The 17,743-nt window shown below is 57.7% G+C and carries 8 protein-coding genes; 6 read left to right on the top strand and 2 right to left on the bottom strand.

Annotated elements, in window-relative coordinates; all coding sequences use genetic code 11:
* The 6 genes from dnaA (at nt 1) to avs1c (ending at nt 13,063) form a co-directional block, all read left to right on the top strand.
* Nucleotides 1–1,551 (top strand): chromosomal replication initiator protein DnaA, encoded by a 1,551-nt coding sequence (dnaA, locus tag RO07_RS00005; protein WP_039406925.1) that lies wholly within the window; start codon nt 1–3, stop codon nt 1,549–1,551.
* A 240-nt stretch (nt 1,552–1,791) separates the two neighbouring features.
* Nucleotides 1,792–2,898 carry a DNA polymerase III subunit beta gene (gene dnaN / locus RO07_RS00010; protein WP_039406928.1) on the top strand — a complete coding sequence of 369 codons (1,107 nt, stop codon included), beginning with the start codon at nt 1,792–1,794 and terminating at the stop codon, nt 2,896–2,898.
* Between the two features lie 180 nt (nt 2,899–3,078).
* Nucleotides 3,079–5,556, top strand: a complete 2,478-nt coding sequence (gene gyrB, locus RO07_RS00015; RefSeq protein ID WP_039406930.1) for a DNA topoisomerase (ATP-hydrolyzing) subunit B — start codon at nt 3,079–3,081, stop codon at nt 5,554–5,556.
* 227 nt (nt 5,557–5,783) lie between these two features.
* Complete coding sequence (avs1a, locus tag RO07_RS00020) at nt 5,784–6,962, top strand: AVAST type 1 anti-phage system MBL fold metallo-hydrolase Avs1a (RefSeq protein ID WP_039406932.1); 1,179 nt, start codon at nt 5,784–5,786, stop codon at nt 6,960–6,962.
* The gene (gene avs1b / locus RO07_RS00025; protein ID WP_039406935.1) at nt 6,955–12,786 is read left to right on the top strand and encodes an AVAST type 1 anti-phage system protease Avs1b; all 5,832 of its coding nucleotides are present in this window, start codon (nt 6,955–6,957) and stop codon (nt 12,784–12,786) included. The genes avs1a and avs1b overlap by 8 nt, the downstream gene beginning before the upstream one ends.
* Before the next feature lie 64 nt (nt 12,787–12,850).
* Nucleotides 12,851–13,063 carry an AVAST type 1 anti-phage system protein Avs1c gene (gene avs1c / locus RO07_RS00030; protein WP_218026553.1) on the top strand — a complete coding sequence of 71 codons (213 nt, stop codon included), beginning with the start codon at nt 12,851–12,853 and terminating at the stop codon, nt 13,061–13,063.
* 159 nt (nt 13,064–13,222) lie between these two features.
* Here avs1c and RO07_RS00035 read toward each other — a convergent pair whose 3' ends face one another.
* Nucleotides 13,223–15,544 carry an AAA family ATPase gene (locus RO07_RS00035; RefSeq protein ID WP_039413683.1) on the bottom strand — a complete coding sequence of 774 codons (2,322 nt, stop codon included), beginning with the start codon at nt 15,542–15,544 and terminating at the stop codon, nt 13,223–13,225.
* 356 nt (nt 15,545–15,900) lie between these two features.
* Entirely contained in the window at nt 15,901–17,601 is a 1,701-nt protein-coding gene (locus tag RO07_RS26465; protein ID WP_237171347.1) for an eCIS core domain-containing protein, read from the bottom strand.
* Nucleotides 17,602–17,743: the final 142 nt, after the last annotated feature.

The raw sequence follows: 17,743 nt of genomic DNA on the forward strand, positions 1-17,743 counted from the left end.
ATGAACGATTTCTGGCAACACTGTGCGACTCGACTCGAACAAGAGCTGACGCCCCAGCAATTCCGCACCTGGATCAAACCGCTGGCGCCGCTCGACTTCGACGAACAGGCGCGCACGCTCAAGATTGGCGCGCCCAACCGCTTCAAGCTGGATTGGGTGAAAAGCCAGTTTTCGGGCCGTATCCAGAGCATGGCAGCCGACTATTGGAACGCACCCATCGAGGTGACGTTCGTGCTCGATCCCAAGGCCGGCATGCGTGTGCCGTCGTCCACACCCGCCCCGGCGCCTGCGCCGAGTGCAGCCCCTGCACCGGTGCCCGCCAGTGTGGCGCGTGCAAACCCGACTGCTGCCGCCGCGCATGCCGCCGTTGCAGGCGGCCATGCCGCGAATGGCGCCAATGCGGGCGACGCCGCGTCGCTCGATGGTGAACGTCCCGACCTGGAGGCGAGCGAGGCCGAAGCCGTGCGCCGCAACTGGCGTGTGACGCCGCAGGAGCCGGCGCAGATCAGCGAAGTCGAGTCGATCTACGAGCGCTCGAAGCTCAACCCGGTGCTCACCTTCGACAACTTCGTGACGGGTAAATCGAACCAGCTCGCGCGCGCGGCGGCCATTCAGGTCGCGAACAACCCGGGCACGTCGTACAACCCGCTGTTCCTGTATGGCGGCGTTGGCCTGGGTAAAACCCACTTGATTCACGCCATCGGCAACCAGTTGCTGGCCGAGAAGCAGAATCCGCGCATTCGCTACATTCACGCCGAGCAATACGTGTCCGACGTCGTCAAGGCGTACCAGCGCAAGGCGTTCGACGAATTCAAGCGCTACTACCATTCGCTCGATCTGTTGCTGATCGACGATATTCAGTTCTTCTCGGGCAAGAGCCGCACGCAGGAAGAATTCTTCTACGCGTTCGAGGCGCTAATTGCGAACCGCGCCCAGGTGATCATCACCAGCGATACGTACCCGAAGGAAATCACCGGCATCGACGACCGGCTGATTTCGCGTTTCGATTCGGGCCTGACGGTTGCCATCGAGCCGCCGGAGCTCGAAATGCGCGTGGCGATTTTGATCAAGAAAGCGCAGGCCGAGGGTGTGGGATTGTCGGAGGACGTGGCGTTCTTCGTCGGCAAGCACCTCCGTTCGAACGTGCGTGAACTGGAAGGTGCGTTGCGCAAGATCCTGGCGTACTCGAAGTTCCACGGTCGCGAGATCACCATCGAGCTGACGAAGGAAGCGCTGAAAGATCTGCTCACGGTTCAGAATCGTCAGATTTCGGTGGAAAACATCCAGAAGACGGTCGCGGATTTTTACAATATCAAGGTCGCCGACATGTATTCGAAAAAGCGGCCTGCCAATATTGCAAGGCCGCGGCAGATTGCGATGTATCTGGCGAAGGAACTGACGCAGAAGAGCTTGCCGGAAATCGGCGAGTTGTTCGGCGGCCGCGACCATACGACGGTGCTGCACGCGGTACGCAAGATTGCAGAAGAGCGCGGCAAGGATGCGCAGCTCAACCACGAGTTGCACGTGCTGGAGCAGACGCTCAAGGGGTAAACCGCGGCTCTCGGACGGGGCGGCGGGCGGGGTTGCCTGTCTCCCTGTGGATAAGCTGGGGGCGGTTTGGGGGGAACTGGCGTTTTCGGGCACAATAGCGGGTCGGCGCACAATGCGTCCCCGACTCGTCCACAGCGTTTTCCGCCCTGTTATCCCTTCCGCAGAAGTTTGATTGATAAGGGAATTTTCGGGTTTTCAGTCGAAACCGGCACCCGTTAACAGTTACTACGAAGGATAAATATGCAATTGGTCAAAACTCAACGAGACAATCTGCTGCGGCCGCTGCAAATTGTGAGTGGCATCGTCGAGCGTCGCCATACGTTGCCAATTCTGGCCAATTTGCTCATTCGCAAGCATGGACAGGACATTTCGTTCCTGTCGACCGATCTGGAGTTGCAGATCACGACCACGGCTGATTGCGGTGTTGGCGCCGACGATATGGCGACCACCGTGGCCGCGCGCAAGCTGCTCGACATTCTGCGCAACATGCCGGATGCCGAAGTGGCGCTCTCGCTGGAGGATAAGCGTCTGATGGTGAAGTCGGGCAAGAGCCGTTTCCAACTGCAGACGCTGGTCGCGGACGAATTCCCGACGGTTGCCGAAGCCAAGGATTACGCCGCGAGCTTCGCGCTGCCGCAGCGTGCGTTCCGCCAGTTGTTGGGCATGGTGCACTTCGCGATGGCGCAGCAGGACATCCGTTATTACCTCAACGGCATGCTGCTGGTCGTCGATGGCGAGAAGATCGAAGCGGTGGCGACGGACGGACACCGTCTGGCGTACTGCAACGCGACGATTGCGGGCGAGAAGTTCACGCGTCAGGAAGTGATCATTCCGCGCAAGACGATTCTCGAGCTGCAGCGTCTGCTCGAAGACATCGACGATCCGGTGCAGATCGACGTGGCGCCGAACCAGGTCAAGTTCCGTTTCGCGAACGTCGAGCTGGTGTCGAAGCTGGTCGAGGGAAAGTTCCCCGACTTCAACCGTGTGATCCCGAAGGGTTACAGCAACAGCTTCGTGATCAGCCGCGAAGAGTTGCATCGCTCGTTGCAGCGTGCGGCGATCGTGACGTCGGACAAGTTCAAGGGGGTTCGTTTCATCCTGGCGGAGAACCAGCTCAAGATCAACGCGACAAACGCCGAAGCTGAAGAAGCGCAGGAAGAAATCGAAATCGATTACGCGGGCGAGTCGTTGGATATCGGCTTTAACGTGACGTATCTACTCGACGTGCTGTCGAACCTGAAGGTCGAGCAGGTGAAGGTGAGCCTCGGAGATGCGAATTCGAGCGCATTGATCACCTTGCCGGATAACGACGAGTTCAAGTATGTCGTGATGCCGATGCGCATTTGAGCGGACATACCGCCATACGCGCCGCCATATATGCGCGAAGGGGCCGAGCGCCCCTTTGGCGTTTCTAGAGAATTATCCTTTTGCGGGATAAGCCGCCTTCGGGGCGCCAAAAGCGCGCTGAAGGTGGCAGGTCATGAAGCAGTAATTCGTCAGAAATGACGCAGTAACCGGAAGATTGTCATGAGCGAACAGCAAAAGCAGGCCGAAAGCGGCTATGGTGCAGCCTCCATTCAGATCCTCGAAGGTCTGGAGGCTGTGCGCAAGCGTCCCGGCATGTACATTGGCGACACGTCGGACGGCACGGGCCTGCATCACCTGGTATTCGAGGTGCTGGACAACTCGATCGACGAGGCGCTGGCCGGTTACTGCGACGACATCCACGTGATCATTCACGCGGACAATTCCATCTCCGTGACGGACAACGGTCGCGGCATTCCCACGGGCATCAAGTTCGACGACAAGCACGAGCCGAAGCGCAGCGCGGCGGAAATCGTGATGACCGAACTGCACGCGGGTGGCAAGTTCGACCAGAACAGCTACAAGGTGTCGGGCGGTCTGCACGGCGTGGGCGTGTCGTGCGTGAATGCACTTTCCACGTACCTGAAGCTCACCGTGCGCCGTGACGGCAAGAAGCACTTCATGGAGTTCAACCGTGGCGTGCCGCAGAACCGCGAGATCGAGGTGGTGGACGGCGTCGAGACGTCGCCGTTGAAGCTGCTGGGCGACACGGACAAGCGCGGTACCGAGGTGCACTTCCTGGCCGACGAAACGATCTTCGGCAAGGTCGAATTCCATTACGACATTCTCGCCAAGCGCATGCGCGAGCTGTCTTTCCTGAACAACGGCGTGCGGATTCGTCTGACGGATCAGCGCACGGGCAAGGAAGACGATTTCGCGTTTGGCGGCGGCGTGAAGGGTTTCGTCGAGTACATCAACAAGTCGAAGGCGGTACTGCACCCGACGATCTTCCACGTGACGGGTGAGCGCGACGGTATTGGCGTGGAAGTCGCGATGCAGTGGAACGACAGCTACAACGAGGCGGTGCTGTGCTTTACGAACAACATTCCGCAGCGTGACGGCGGGACGCACTTGACCGGTCTGCGTGCGGCGATGACGCGCGTGATCAACAAGTACATCGACGAGAACGAGTTGGCGAAGAAGGCCAAGGTCGAGACGACGGGCGACGACATGCGTGAGGGGTTGACGTGCGTGCTGTCGGTGAAGGTGCCGGAGCCGAAGTTCTCGTCGCAGACGAAGGACAAGCTGGTGTCGTCCGAAGTGCGTGCGCCGGTGGAAGAATACGTGGCCAAGGCGCTCGAGGAGTTCCTGCAGGAGACGCCGAACGACGCGAAGATCATCTGCTCGAAGATCGTGGAGGCGGCGCGCGCGCGCGACGCGGCACGCAAGGCTCGCGAGATGACGCGCCGCAAGGGCGTGCTCGACGGCGTGGGTCTGCCGGGCAAGCTGGCGGATTGCCAGGAGAAGGATCCGGCGCTGTGCGAGATCTACGTGGTTGAGGGCGACTCGGCAGGTGGGTCGGCGAAGCAGGGTCGAGACCGTAAGTTCCAGGCGATTCTGCCGTTGCGCGGCAAGGTGCTCAACGTCGAGAAGGCGCGTTTCGACAAGCTGATTTCGAGCGAGCAGATCGTGACGCTGATCACCGCGCTTGGCTGCGGCATTGGCAAGGACGACTACAACATCGACAAGCTGCGTTATCACCGGATCATCATCATGACCGATGCTGACGTGGACGGCGCGCACATCCGTACGCTGCTGCTGACGTTCCTGTACCGTCAGGTGCCGGAACTGATCGAGCGCGGTTACGTGTACATCGCGCAGCCGCCGCTGTACAAGATCAAGCACAACAAGGACGAGCGTTACATCAAGGACGAGGCCGAGCTGGGCCAGTATATGTTGAAGCTGGCGCTGAACAATGCCGAGCTCACGCCGTCGGCGGGGGCTGCGCCGATTTCGGGCGACGCGCTGGGCGAGCTCACGCGCAGCTATCAGTTGTCGGATGGTGTGATCGAGCGTCTGAGCCGCATGTATGAGGCGTCGGTGCTGACGGCGGTGACCGAAGGCATCGAGGTCAATCTCGACACGGAAGCGTCGGCGCAGGCGTCGGCGAAGGCGTTGGAAGCGGCGTTGAGCGACGATCCGCTTGCGCCGGAGATCACGATTACGGCGGTGATGGAAGACGTCGAGAATGCGGATCCGGTGCCGTCGCTGCGCGTGGAGCGTCGTCATCACGGCAATGTGAAGGTGACGGTGATCGATCAGGACTTCCTGCAGACGGCGGACTATGCGCAGTTGCAGAAGACGGCCGAGACGTTCAAGGGGCTGATCGGCGAAGGCGCGACGATCAAGCGCGGCGAGCGTTCGCAGCCGGTGACGAACTTCAAGGCGGCGATGAAGTGGCTGATGGCCGATGCGGAGAGCAAGGTCTCGAAGCAGCGCTACAAGGGTTTGGGCGAGATGAACGCGGAGCAGCTGTGGGAAACCACGATGGACCCGACGGTGCGCCGCCTGCTGCGCGTGCAGATCGAAGACGCGATCGCCGCCGACGGCATCTTCACGACGCTCATGGGCGACGACGTCGAACCACGCCGCGCGTTCATCGAAACGAATGCGCTGCGGGCGGGGAATATTGATGTTTGAGGTTGTCTGTAGCGGGAACCATAACCTGAGATTTTGGGAAGTATCTATTGAGATTCTTATTGAATGACACGTCTCGATAGTTCACATCGATTCCTTGCTTACGATAGCTTGCTTCGGCAAGCAAAACGGCCACCTCATCGAGGTGGCCGTCTGTTTTTGTCGGCTAGCATCGCTGGTCGTGCACACCAGGAAAAGTACATTTAACGTAGAAGCAACAACCTACTTACATGTTTAGACTGAAGATGTACCCTGCCAAGAACGGCGATGCCTTCCTTGTTGACGCCGGCGGAACGTACCTCCTCATTGATGCTGGCTTCGCGAGTACCTACCAAGACTTCATTGCGGCGGACTTGGCGCAGCTTGCAAAGGAGGGAGGTCGGCTCGACCTGGTCGTCTGCACGCACGTCGACGCCGACCACGTAGGCGGCCTTCTGGAACTCTTCTCCGGCAATGGCACTTTTGCCAAACGAGGCATTGAGGTCGACGCCGTCTGGCACAACAGCTTACGGTCGTTGCCCGCCCCGACCGCAGAGCCTGACGGTTTTCATGACCGCATGGTTCTTGAAGCGATTCGGCGGCGTGGATTTCAGAAAGCTCCGATATCTTCGCCGAATCCCATAAGCGCTCGACAAGGAAGTTCACTCGCCAAGCTCCTTCGACAGCATGGCTACACTTGGAACTCGGGGAACGGCTCGAGCTGCATCAGTGAAGGTGACGCACTTACTTTGCCGGGTGATGTGAGTGTACACGTCATCGGGCCTACGACCGCCCGTCTCGAAGAACTGCGCAACCTGTGGCTGAAAGAGGTCCGAAAGCTCGGCTACAAGGGTTCGTCGCAGCCCAGCGACCTCATTGACGACGCGTATGAGATGTGGTGCGCCAGTCTGCCAGACCCTTCCTTTCCCCAAGCCACGCCCATAGCAGCTAACAGACGTCTGCGACTCGCCGACGTCTACACGCCAGACACCTCCATCACGAACGGCAGCTCCATCACGCTCATCATCTCCACGGGAAACAAGCGAGTCCTCTTCCTCGGAGATGCCTGGGCTGAAGATGTCGTAGCAAAGCTGCGCTCGCTTCATGCGCCGACTACGCCCATCATCTTTGATGCCATCAAGGTCTCACATCATGGGAGCTTCCACAACACGAGCGTAGACCTTCTATCGGTTGCAGACTCGCCCTGCTTCCTCATCTCATCCGATGGGACCCGCCATGGCCATCCGGACTTCGAGGTGCTAGCCGAAATCGTGGACCGTCCGGCGCCATTCAAGAGGCACCTATTTTTCAACTATGAAACGGCTGCGTCCAAGCAGCTTGAATCACATAAATCAAAGTCCGGCACAGCCTTCAGCATCCATGTGGCTGAGAACGACTGGATTCAAGTGGGGGAGAACAACTATGACTGAAGACGAAATCAAGCAGGCCACGTGCCAAATCCTTGGCAAGGACGAGTCCGGGACCGGGTGGCTTATCAAGGGGGACCTCGTCCTCACTGCATATCACTGCGTCGAAACTGAAGTACGTGCTGACGAACCCGTCATCGTTCAGTTTGGAGTTGGCTCATCCGCGTTTAAGCATACGGCGGTCGTTGGCCCACATGACGAAGACCTCGATATTTGCCTGCTGCAACTATCAAGCCCACTAAGCGTCGAACCCATACCCATTGACGCCGATGGCCTGCGTCCGGGCGAGAGGTGGTTCGCATTCGGTTATCCGGTGGCAAAGCTACAGCTGGGTCATGTCGTCAAAGGCGAAATTCAGCAAATGTTACCCGAGCGGGTGCATGGCGTTGACCTGGACCTGTCTGTAGAGCCAGGAACGCATCTATCGGACTACCACGGGCTCTCGGGCTCCGCGTTCATGGTCGGTGCCGTCTGCAAAGGTCTGCTGCGACTCAACATAGACAGTGCCATCGGAGCCTTGAGTCTCTCAATGCTGAAGCCCTTCCTGAGGGCGAACGGTCTGCTTACTGATGAGCCGGCCGACAATGAAGACCCTGGACCAATCGGAACGCGGCCAGCCTTTGACGCACTCTTCGAGTCTGCTATCGTCAACAAACGCGGTGGATACGTCTTTGTCGAAGGCTCGCACGGCGTCGGCAAGTCTACGTATTGCCAACAATTCAGGCCGGAGTCACCAGAGCTGGATAGGCTTGGCGTGTACCAGTTTACCGAGCGCGCCCGTGGCTCATCGCCAGCGCACCAAGCCCAACCAGAGGTTTTCTTCGACTGGGCAAACTCCCTGCTCTCCAAAAGGGCAACGGGCAAGCCAGCTCGGCTGATGGAGCTTTCGTACAGCCAGCTCATTGAAAAGACCGACGAGGTACTTCAATCTTTGGCGAAGCGCTGTGCGAAGGCAGGAAAGGTGGGCGTGCTCTTCATTGACGGCATCAATGAGGCAGCCGCAGCAGGCGAAGAAACCCTAAAACGATTCGTCAATCTGCTGCCGCAAAAGGTGCCTGACGGCCTGGTGGTGGTCATTACCGGCGTCGGGCTAGATTCGCTTGCCAGCAGTCTCGGGACAATCCTTCAGAGTGGGGAGCGATTAACCCTCCCGACCCTCGACCGCGACATCCAATACGGGGTTTGTGTCGAGTTTCTTGACAAGGACAAAGCAACCGCAGAAATCGTGGGAACACTTTGCGACCGAGCGATGGGACACCCGCTCTACCTTCGATATCTCGCTGATTTGGTGAACAGCGGAGCCACACAGGGTGACATTGCTGAGCTGCCGGTGTTTAGCGGCTCTATTCAGGACTACTACGAGACTATCTGGGCTAAGCTTGAGGCCAACACTGACGTCGTCAACCTGCTAGGCATCATTGCTCGTCTGCGTTGGGGTATCCCGGCCAGCAATTTGACAAGGATGCTGTCCTCTGCCGAATCGGGAGTGTTCCCCTCCGCACTCCTCCGAGTTCGGCATCTGCTTGTGAATCCCGAAAACACTGCAATTTATCACCCGTCATTCTCAGAATTCGTGGTGCACAAGACGGCATCTATCGGCGAAAGGGTGCACGGACGTATCGCGGAATTTTGCAACGCAAAGAAAAGCGGCGACTATGGAGTTCTGAACAAGGTCTACCACGGACTGAGGGGGGGCCAAGAGCATCTGCTGCTGGCCATTCAAGACTGTCGGCAGGAGTGGGTTGACGACTCTGTGCTACTCGGCGCAGAGCCAGATGTCCTGCTTGCGGATGTTGATGAAACCCTCGCTGCGGCTACCAGCGTCGGGACAGCAACCGACATCGTTCGCCTGCTGCTTCTCTCCCAGCGTCTAACCTTTCGGTACAACACCCTGTTCGTGCGGTCAGCCGAGCTCGTGGCTCTGGCACTCATCTCAATTGGAAAAACTGAGAGCGCGCTTCGGCACGTCGTCCGCAACGGTCGCCTCGTCGTCTCGGCGGATGAAGCTTTTGCCATTGCAAACACCCTGACGCAACAGGGCAGCCCCGAGCAGGCCATAAAAATTCTGGAGCTTGTTCAGCGTGAAATAAATGCAGTCTTTGAAAAACTGCACTCCGAGGACGGTGTCAGCACCCACGAATTCCTCAGCGCAGTGACCCTTCGACTGCATGCTTTTTCCCTTGCGCAAGCCGCAGGTGACGACCCACCGTTCACCAGATTCCTTCGCGCCATCGTCGAAGGCATCTTGCTACGTCCCGATGGCAACTTCTCGCCAGATGAGGGAGCTGAAATACTTCGGCAACTGAGTGGAGAGATGATGGGAGCGCGACTTTGCCTCAAAGGCGAATATCGATCTTTCCTGAGCCTAGACGTGCTGGCCGACGTGGACCCGCGCCACCAACTGCTTGTTTTTCTGCAGACTTTGGCGCATGCCGAAATGCACTCGGAGCACTATGGGGTCGCGCTCCAGCGTGAGATGGTTGACCTTGTGCTCTCGGACGTTGAAAGAGTTATCGGCGCACCTCTGCGCCCCGAGGACCGACGGTTCGTATTCACAGACACGTTGATTGAAGCGGGCGCGGATCCCGGCCTCGTCGAGTCGTACTCCGCCGGCGTAGATATGGGCGACGGGACGCTGCCCTTCTACGAGAAGAATCGAGCGGAGCCTGACGAAGCCATCTTCGAGAGTGCCATGCTGCGCCTTCGAGCATCCTCCTTCCTTGAGAACGGATATGCCGAGCCTTCCGTGCAAATGCCGACCGCCGAGGATTGGGAAGGGGCGCTCGAGGCCATCGCGCGAGCCGTTGCATGGTGCGACGGCAAGGGCCGGAGGGCCATGGCGGCAAAAGACCAAGCTGGCCTAGACGCCGTATGGTCATTTGTGGCCGATACCCTTCTTCCTTGTTTCGAGTTCAAGCTTGAATCGCGTATCCACTGGGATTCAAGCTACTTAATTCCCGAGACCGTGGTTCCGCGGCTATACCGGCGCGTCGCAAAGCTGGTGCTTGATTGTTTCCCGACGAAAGCAGCGGTCTTGCTCGACGCAATAGAGCGCGGGTTCGACGTACAGCTTGGCCTCTACAACGAAGGGTTTCGACAGGCGCTCCAAGGGGCGCTTCGCCTCTTCATCAAGCTCGCCCCCGAAGGGCCGAACGCGGATAAGGCCTTTTCGCTCGTATTGCTCTGGAGGGACTACGTCGCAGAGAACGTGGAGAACAGGTTTGAGCTCGTCCCAGAGCTTCTGCAAATTGTCCCGCTGTTGGCCAGGCTAAAAGCGCCCGAGGAGGCGCTTAGAACTTATAAATCGGTGCTGACCTTCTCGATGGGGCCGAGCTGGTACAAGGAAGACCAGCTGTCCATGATGACCAGCACCTTGGAGACGCTACCCGCTACGTCGCCCGTTCAGGCTTCGTCGCTCGCCCAAATCGCTGGCCTCTTGGAGCGTGCCACGGGCGAGATGACGTTCCAACGATTTATCCGTGCCGACAAGGGCAATTTCATCGGACAGCTCTGCCGTCGGTCGCTTTTCTCGGATGCGGTCAGATACTTCCAACATCAGAGCTGTGGAACCCTCGACGAGTTGTTCGCGCAGGCGACGAGTGGCAACCTCGACCGCGTCTCACCCCTTGTTGGTATGCGGTTTCCTGGGGCAGCATTGGAGGAGCAGGCCGCCCTGCTCGCGCTATTGAACCACACCCGTGAACAGGTGAGCTGGCAGTTGCGTTGGGCACTCCTTGAGGTGTACCAACATGGAGACGAACGGCACCTGACCGACTGGGGGCGAGAGTACGCCGCCATCATTTCGGAACTGGTCAATAGTCCAGATGACTTGGCGCGGGCAAAGGCCCGAGTTCGCTCGATTGCAACCTCGTTGAACACTGAGCGAGCCTGGCTGCTGTTAAGAACCCTTGTCCCAAGCCTGCCGGCTGACCTTCGCTCCGACTACGCGCCTCTCTTGGATGAGGTGAAGTCCAACCTCGACGAGCGCCAGATTGAACAGCTGACATCGAGCTTCGGTCTTCGCTATGGGCAAGATGACGGAGACAAGACTCCGAGACTTGAAGCTGGCACCACGAAGCCGACCGATGACGTAGCCGAGGAGGATGCCGACGATGACCGGCTGTTTATGCCCGGGACGTTTGGCAAACCTTCAGCAGTACGGGACGCCGCTACTAAAATTAAAAGCGCACGCGCACAGATGGGCCGACGCAACTTCTCTGCGGCGATTCAAGAGTGCATCGGGGCACTGCAGACCCTGCAGGCAGGGGGATGGTCGGTCTGGTCGGACAACCATTCCGGCAGCGACGCCGACCGACTCATCAGCGCTCAAGTCCAGAACGCCGATGAGCTCGCCAGACTGTATGGACCACTGGCCCTCGAAGAGCGCCATACGCAACGCTGGGCGATTGCATCCCACCTCATATCTCTGGTTGGACAAAAGGTTAGCGCAGCCCAGCAGGCTGAACTGCTAGCGGTAGCCATTGACCACGTCAGGCAAATCGTGGGCGGCGCCGCACCGGAGCCGTTCGAATACATCGGTAACTCTGCGGCTGGTGCTGCGTCTGAGGCCCTCCTTGAACTCTTGCTTTGGACACTAGACCATCCAGCTTGGGAACGCCGTGACAGCGGTGCGGCCATGGTGCTGTGGATTACCCGTACGAACGGAGATTGGCTCTCAAAACTCGCCCCTCTTGCTGTCTCGATGGAAAGGCGAAACCGAGCAGATATCGCTTCTGCAACGCTGGACATCCTTTCTCGTGAAGACTCGGTGGGGTTGTGGCAACGCATCGAGCCGCACATTGAACTTGCACAGGTTCTCGAGCAGTGTCGGCATGTTGGTCGGTTCGCGACGTTCATGCGAATCGCTGAGCGCGCTAGCAAACGCGGTGTCGATTCGGCCGTGACGGCCTTCAAGACGCTGCAGGAGCGATTCCCTGAGGCCTGTCCCATTTCCACTTCTGCCCCAGACAAAGGACCGCCAAGTTTTGTGCCACCGACGCTGCACGAGCTTTGGCGCGATTTGTCCGGATTAGGTGTCCTTACCGAAGGCGCTCTACAAGCGTTCGCAGCTCAGATGGCCGACTCCTGTTTGCCGCTGACGGTCGAAATGGCCTGCGCGTTGGAATCGCTTGTCGCGGAGGGCGGGCGAGAAGACCCGAATCTTCCAACGGGCCGTTGGGCTTCAACCGTTCGCCATGTGCTGAACACCACGCTCTTTCAGCCCATGCCTATTAGCAAGCTCAAAAGGGCCGAGGCCTTGCTCAGGGCCTACAACCCAGAGAGTCTTGTGGAACCCGACAACGGAAGGAACCTGCTGACAAGCCTGGTGGCGTGCGTGGAAAGCGGGAGAGAACGAAACTACCTGCCATCTTATGGAGACTTGGTCTTCCTAGATTTTCAATGCCTCCTGGAAATGGAACGACGTACCATTCACGTGGAGCTTACATCGCATCTTGTGCCTCCTGGGCAGTCACAGCCAGTACCGCCTACTCCACCTACCTTCAAGGCGACCGAGCTTGCCCGGCCAGGACCGGATGAGCCCATAGCTGTCTGTGGCAGAGTCCTGCCGACCATTGCTTACTTCGGTTCAGTTAGTCCGGCTATTCCAACGCCTCGATTTGTGCAGCTTGTGAGGGCTCAGGCGTCGAAAACCGTTCGGTACCATTGGAGAGATGGAGGTACTCTGACGAGCTCGGCTTCAAGTCGTCGACACGAGACCGCCTTACTTGCGATTGAGCGGGACGCGCTTGCACTGCCTGAAGGCTGGCAAATTGTATGGATTCTGCGAGTAAATGGTAAAGTCCGAGCGGTCCTTTACAAATTCTAGAGAACACAACGGTATGTTTACGCCTATGCACACGCCCTCCACTAGGGCCGAGTTTGAAGAGCGCATGAACTATGCGCGGGAGCAACTGATAAACGGGAAGATGCATTTCGCCAAGGGCCTTCGAGGCCCAGATAGTTTGCTCAATGTGCGCTACCTCCCAAACCGTCGAATTGACCTTCTCAGTATCGACGAGATGGCACGGCTGACCGCAAACCAGACCTATCAGATGCGCAACATGGATTTCGGCGAAATGCTCTCGGATGACAAAGGGCGGTAAGCAGCGACTTGTCGCCGTGGTGCGCGGGCCCTCTGTCCAGTACTGCGCCTTCTAATTGTTCGCTGCACTGCGGTAGAAGCTGGTCTAACTCTTTGAGTGAAAATGAGCGGGCACCGAACACTCTCATCTTGCTTGGGCTCAACGCGCTGACTTTGTCAGTCATGTGCACATTGCCATCATTCGCTCGAAGTGGTGTTTGTCGGACCACTTCAGCATATCTAGCACGTCGCGCAAGACAGATGGCGCCTCTGAAAGCAACGACTCGCTCTCGTGGTCCCCAGCGATGTTGGGGGCATGAGAATATGTGTCCAGAAAGCGGGAAATGCGCGTAGTTTTCGGCCCATCGTATTTCAGCTCATCCAGGCGTTGAATCATGGATTCGCGGCCGGGAACCTTGAACGCCAGAAAGGACTCAACCAAACGCCTTGCAAGATTCGGCAGTTCGTAATAATCCTGCATCGGCACGTTATTGGGCAGAGAGCTCGCGTCGACCACCCGCCGGAAGAGATAGTGATATTCTGACTCGAAATTCTTTAGCAGCGGGTCCATCTCGTGAATCGACGAGCTACGTATTCCGTCTCGTGTAGTGGCCCGTAGCATGAAAAATCTCGATTCCTTCTTGGGTACGTGCTGCAGCCAATTCTTGACGAGCCTGAGAAACGTGAAATTGTGCGTCATCACAAAAAGCTGCCCCACATCGACAAGCTTACGCTTCATAAACCCGAAGGCGCTGTAGATTGCATTGGAGTCGAGACTTGAGATTGGGTCATCTACGACCACGATACCGTTGGCGAGGTCAAATGACCTGTCATCAAGTGATTTCAGAAAATAGAGGAATGCAATCGCTGTACGCTCCCCCTCGCTCAAGTGCGTAGCCACGCCGCCTCGCCGTACTATGCGGTAACCGGTATCCTCCGCTGAAACTTGTATCTCATCATGTCCAAGGTATGTCACAAGGTCACGGTTGAGCTCATCAGCTGACCGCCGATGCTCCAAGATGGTCGATTCCAGCTGTTGAGCTTCTTCATCTGCTTTTGTCTTCTCGCCGCTAGCCTGGGTAGCTTTGGACTTGGCATGTTCAAGCTCGGACTGCTCTTGCCGCCAGTCAGTAAGAACCGCACTGAGTTCGTGTCCGAGCAACCGTTCGCGAGCCTTGATAACCTCTTCGGCAAACGAATTTGTCTTCTCGTTATGCTTCTCGACAATACCTTTCAGGGTCTGAAGTGCTGACCTTCCAACGAATTCGCCAATAACTGCGGGAACGCCCGTGCCAAGCACCTCGAAGAATCGTCGCATCATTAACTTGTTCGTGTCCGGTACGCCATCACCACCGAGAATCAAGTCCTCAAGGTCAAGCATCTTGAAAACATGCTCTTGCTTGAAACGAAGTGCAGAGGCAAGAGCGACGAGTATTTTTCCGACGTTGTTTAGGTGTAAATCGAGTTGGCCTAATGCTTTTTCATACTCCTCTTGAAGGTCTGGGTACAACTCCGTCGCTTTGGGCAAAGCCGATACCGACACCGATTGGGCTGCACTCTCGACCCGTATCGTCAACGCCTTCAACGATTCTGTAAAGCGACGAAACTCGTCATTGAAGTGAGCTTCGATCTGACGCAAACGGCCCGCAGCTATCGGTTGTTCGCAAAATTGGCAGATAGCTGAGTCGCCATCATGCGTATGAAGAGCCAGACCTGCTCGAATCAAGGCCGCCAACGATGGATTTGACGCAAGGCTGTCGATGACCTGCGAGGCGACGGTTTGTTGAAGTGCGTTTCGTACGCCCGCGTAGAGATTGCTGACATCCGGGAAGCTAATGTCGGAAACTCGCACGTGAGGCAGCGGCTTGGCTACCTTGAGTTCCATGTCCCTCGCATATTCCGCATCCGAGAGTTGAGGTTTAGGCGCTAGGTGGTATACACCAATATCTCGGCGAAAATCGGCAGCGTTGTAGTTGTTGAACTTGGCACCCTGCGCGACGAGAAGATTCTTAATCGTTCGAGCTGTGGCTGTGGCGAAATCTTCGAGAGACTTTGATGCACGCCGTTCTTGCTCGTTTGCCTCTTGTACTTGTCTGGCAAGCTCCGACAATTTGACCTTTAGGGCGTTGAGCTGCCCCTGCTTTTCTGCGCTGTCCTCCCCGAACACGTAAACAGGCGCCAGCTGAGAATTGACACTTCCAGAACTTTCGAAGACGCTGTTAGCGACGGTCGCGTGATTGAACACACGGACCTGAGGTCGTGCATTTGCTGTGGACAACGCACTTCCGGAAACCCGATTTCCCCCAAAGATGAAGTCTATCTGTCCGTCACGTATATCGGAATGAACCTGAAGCGCCTTGAACAAGTTAGATAGCGTGGTTTTACCGCTTTCATTCCAACCGTAAAGGAGGTTGTAGCGTCCAAACCCTTCTAGGTCATGAGGCCACGAAAAGTCTTTGAATATTCTGTAGCCACGAATCTTGTCAAAACGCTCGAACCGCATCTTCCTCTCCTCGGATGTCTTTTGGGTATTGGTACATTGTCGGGTGACAAAGAAAGCGAAAATCTCGACAAGTGTAGAAGTCGCTTGATACATCCGGGACTTCGTCACTGTGATGCGCAAATTTTTTAGCCCCCACTGACCAATCGAAAAAAGGCAAAAACTGCCCGCTAGACCCCTGCTGCTCGGTCGGCTTCGCCTATGGATTCGCTAACGAACCGGCCGTACAAGGAAGGGGAATGCACGCGCTAATGCTTAATGTTGGCTGAAAGGTGCAGGCAGAGACTACTGATATCAGGACGCGTCCGGTTCAGCGTTCATGAACCTCGACATGACGGACCTCCGGGAGCCTGCGCCCCTCAGTCCTCGTCGGAGTCGAATTCTTCGTCGCGCAGCGGTGCCAGTGGGTTGTCGTCGGAGTCGCTCCCCGACTCGTCGTCCGAGTCGTCTTTCCCGACACGCGAAAAATTCAGCTTGATCGGTTTGAGGTCGCTTGGGGGTATGTGCGTTGCCGAGAATTCGTGATGCGTGCGGACTTCACGGGTGGGAACGCGTTTGTCGTCGACGGTGACAATCTCCTTATTGCCCTTTGTCGTCGCGACACCCTTCGCGATCCGATGGGGAGACATTTCATATGCCGCCTTGGTTCCGGGCGTCATCGAGCCGCGCTCGAAGTGGGAGTGAATGCGGTTGCTCACGCGCACATTATTGGTGGAATGGCTGCCAAGGTCGGGAATGTTGCCGTGCAACGAATTCGCCTTGTACAGCAGAGGCGCCAGCAGGGAGAGATCCTTCTTTGTTTTCGGTGCAGACCATAGTTTGACCACACGATCGCGCTCTTCGTTAAATTCTTCGATCTGCTCGTCAACCATCTCCTCATAACCTTCAGGCAGAAGGCCTTTGACGTCCCATTTCAAATTGAGCAGCTTGCGCATCTCGGTAGCCTTGACGAGTCGATCCGTCCAGCGAACCAGATCCAGCGAAGTCTCCGTGCCGTTGCCGAACAGCAGCACGCTCCTGCGAATGTCGGAGAACGGCATGCGATGGGGAAGCGCGAGATCGTTGTCGCTGAGGCTGATGTCGCTCATGTCCTTGCCGCTTTGCACTGACGCCGTGCCTTTGGCTAGCGTGTAGGCCTTCTTGGGGAACGATGGTCGTGCAAGCTCGTCGCTGCTCTCCTTGAGGTACTCGGCGTCGAGTGTCTCCATGAATGCGCCGAAGTCCTTGTACTCGTATTCGTCGTCCTTGTCCGCTGCCATGTCTCTGACGTGTGTCTTCCAACCACGTCGCCAGGCTTCCGAGCGATCGTCCTTCTCGATTTTCGCGACGAGACTGTTCGTGTCCTTACCGTTTCGCGTTTTGTAATCGTCTTTGGCGATCTTGATGACACGCTGCACCACGGAGCCATTGGTGGGCACGTCAGCGTGCAAAGCGGCGACACTGCGATGCGCAGTCGCAGCCCGCGGGCTGTCGTCGATCAGCGCCGAAAGCGCCTTTGCACCCATCTCGTCGGCTTCTCGTTCCAGCCCGGCGTCGTCGTTGACGGGCACACCGGCCTTCATCTGCATCGTCGGCCGCACCCGGCCCTGCGCCTGCTGCACCACGTGCCAGGCTTCATGCGGAAGATGATGCTCCTGCCCGGTCGCCAGATGGATGTCGCTGCCCTGCGCATAGGCATGCGCACCCAGTTGTGCCGGACGCGACGAGTTGTAGTGCACGCGAACCTGATCCATGCTCACGCCGGAAAGGGATTCGACCCCCGCCTTGAGCGAATCGGGGAGTCCAGTCCGATTGATCGCGGCCTGTGCCTGCCGCTGCGCCGTCATGCGTGGGCTGTTGTGAAGGGTCTGACCGGAAGATTGTGTCGACATCGCCTGAATGCCGTTTTGCAACGCACGATGTCGGGTACTCTGCGGAGCGTTGTCCGCCATGGCCTGCAGCTGACGCACCCCGTCGGCCTCAGGACGATTGTCCTCAAAGCCCGCCTGCGCGTGCACCCGCCTGGCTCCGCGTTGTGCAACTGCGCCTGCCGCTTCCTCTGTGTCAACGGATTTGCGCATTCGATCGCCTGTTCCGCTCATGCCGTTCCCCGCCGATGACCGCTGTGTGGACACCCTTCCCCGCCTGTCTTCCCGCCCGGATCGCAGACGCGCTGTGCGTCGGATCGGATGTCAGGCTCGACAGGCTCCCTGAGGGAGGGGG

This window comes from Pandoraea pulmonicola (assembly GCF_000815105.2).
In the GTDB taxonomy this organism is placed as follows: domain Bacteria; phylum Pseudomonadota; class Gammaproteobacteria; order Burkholderiales; family Burkholderiaceae; genus Pandoraea; species Pandoraea pulmonicola.

Excerpts from the sequence above, each read along its gene's own strand:
- dnaA (WP_039406925.1), top strand. The coding sequence starts at position 1 with ATGAACGATTTCTGGCAACACTGTGCGACTCGACTCGAACAAGAGCTG.
- dnaN (WP_039406928.1), top strand. The coding sequence starts at position 1,792 with ATGCAATTGGTCAAAACTCAACGAGACAATCTGCTGCGGCCGCTGCAA.
- gyrB (WP_039406930.1), top strand. The coding sequence starts at position 3,079 with ATGAGCGAACAGCAAAAGCAGGCCGAAAGCGGCTATGGTGCAGCCTCC.
- avs1a (WP_039406932.1), top strand. The coding sequence starts at position 5,784 with ATGTTTAGACTGAAGATGTACCCTGCCAAGAACGGCGATGCCTTCCTT.
- avs1b (WP_039406935.1), top strand. The coding sequence starts at position 6,955 with ATGACTGAAGACGAAATCAAGCAGGCCACGTGCCAAATCCTTGGCAAG.
- avs1c (WP_218026553.1), top strand. The coding sequence starts at position 12,851 with ATGAACTATGCGCGGGAGCAACTGATAAACGGGAAGATGCATTTCGCC.
- RO07_RS00035 (WP_039413683.1), bottom strand. The coding sequence starts at position 15,544 with ATGCGGTTCGAGCGTTTTGACAAGATTCGTGGCTACAGAATATTCAAA.
- RO07_RS26465 (WP_237171347.1), bottom strand. The coding sequence starts at position 17,601 with ATGCGCAAATCCGTTGACACAGAGGAAGCGGCAGGCGCAGTTGCACAA.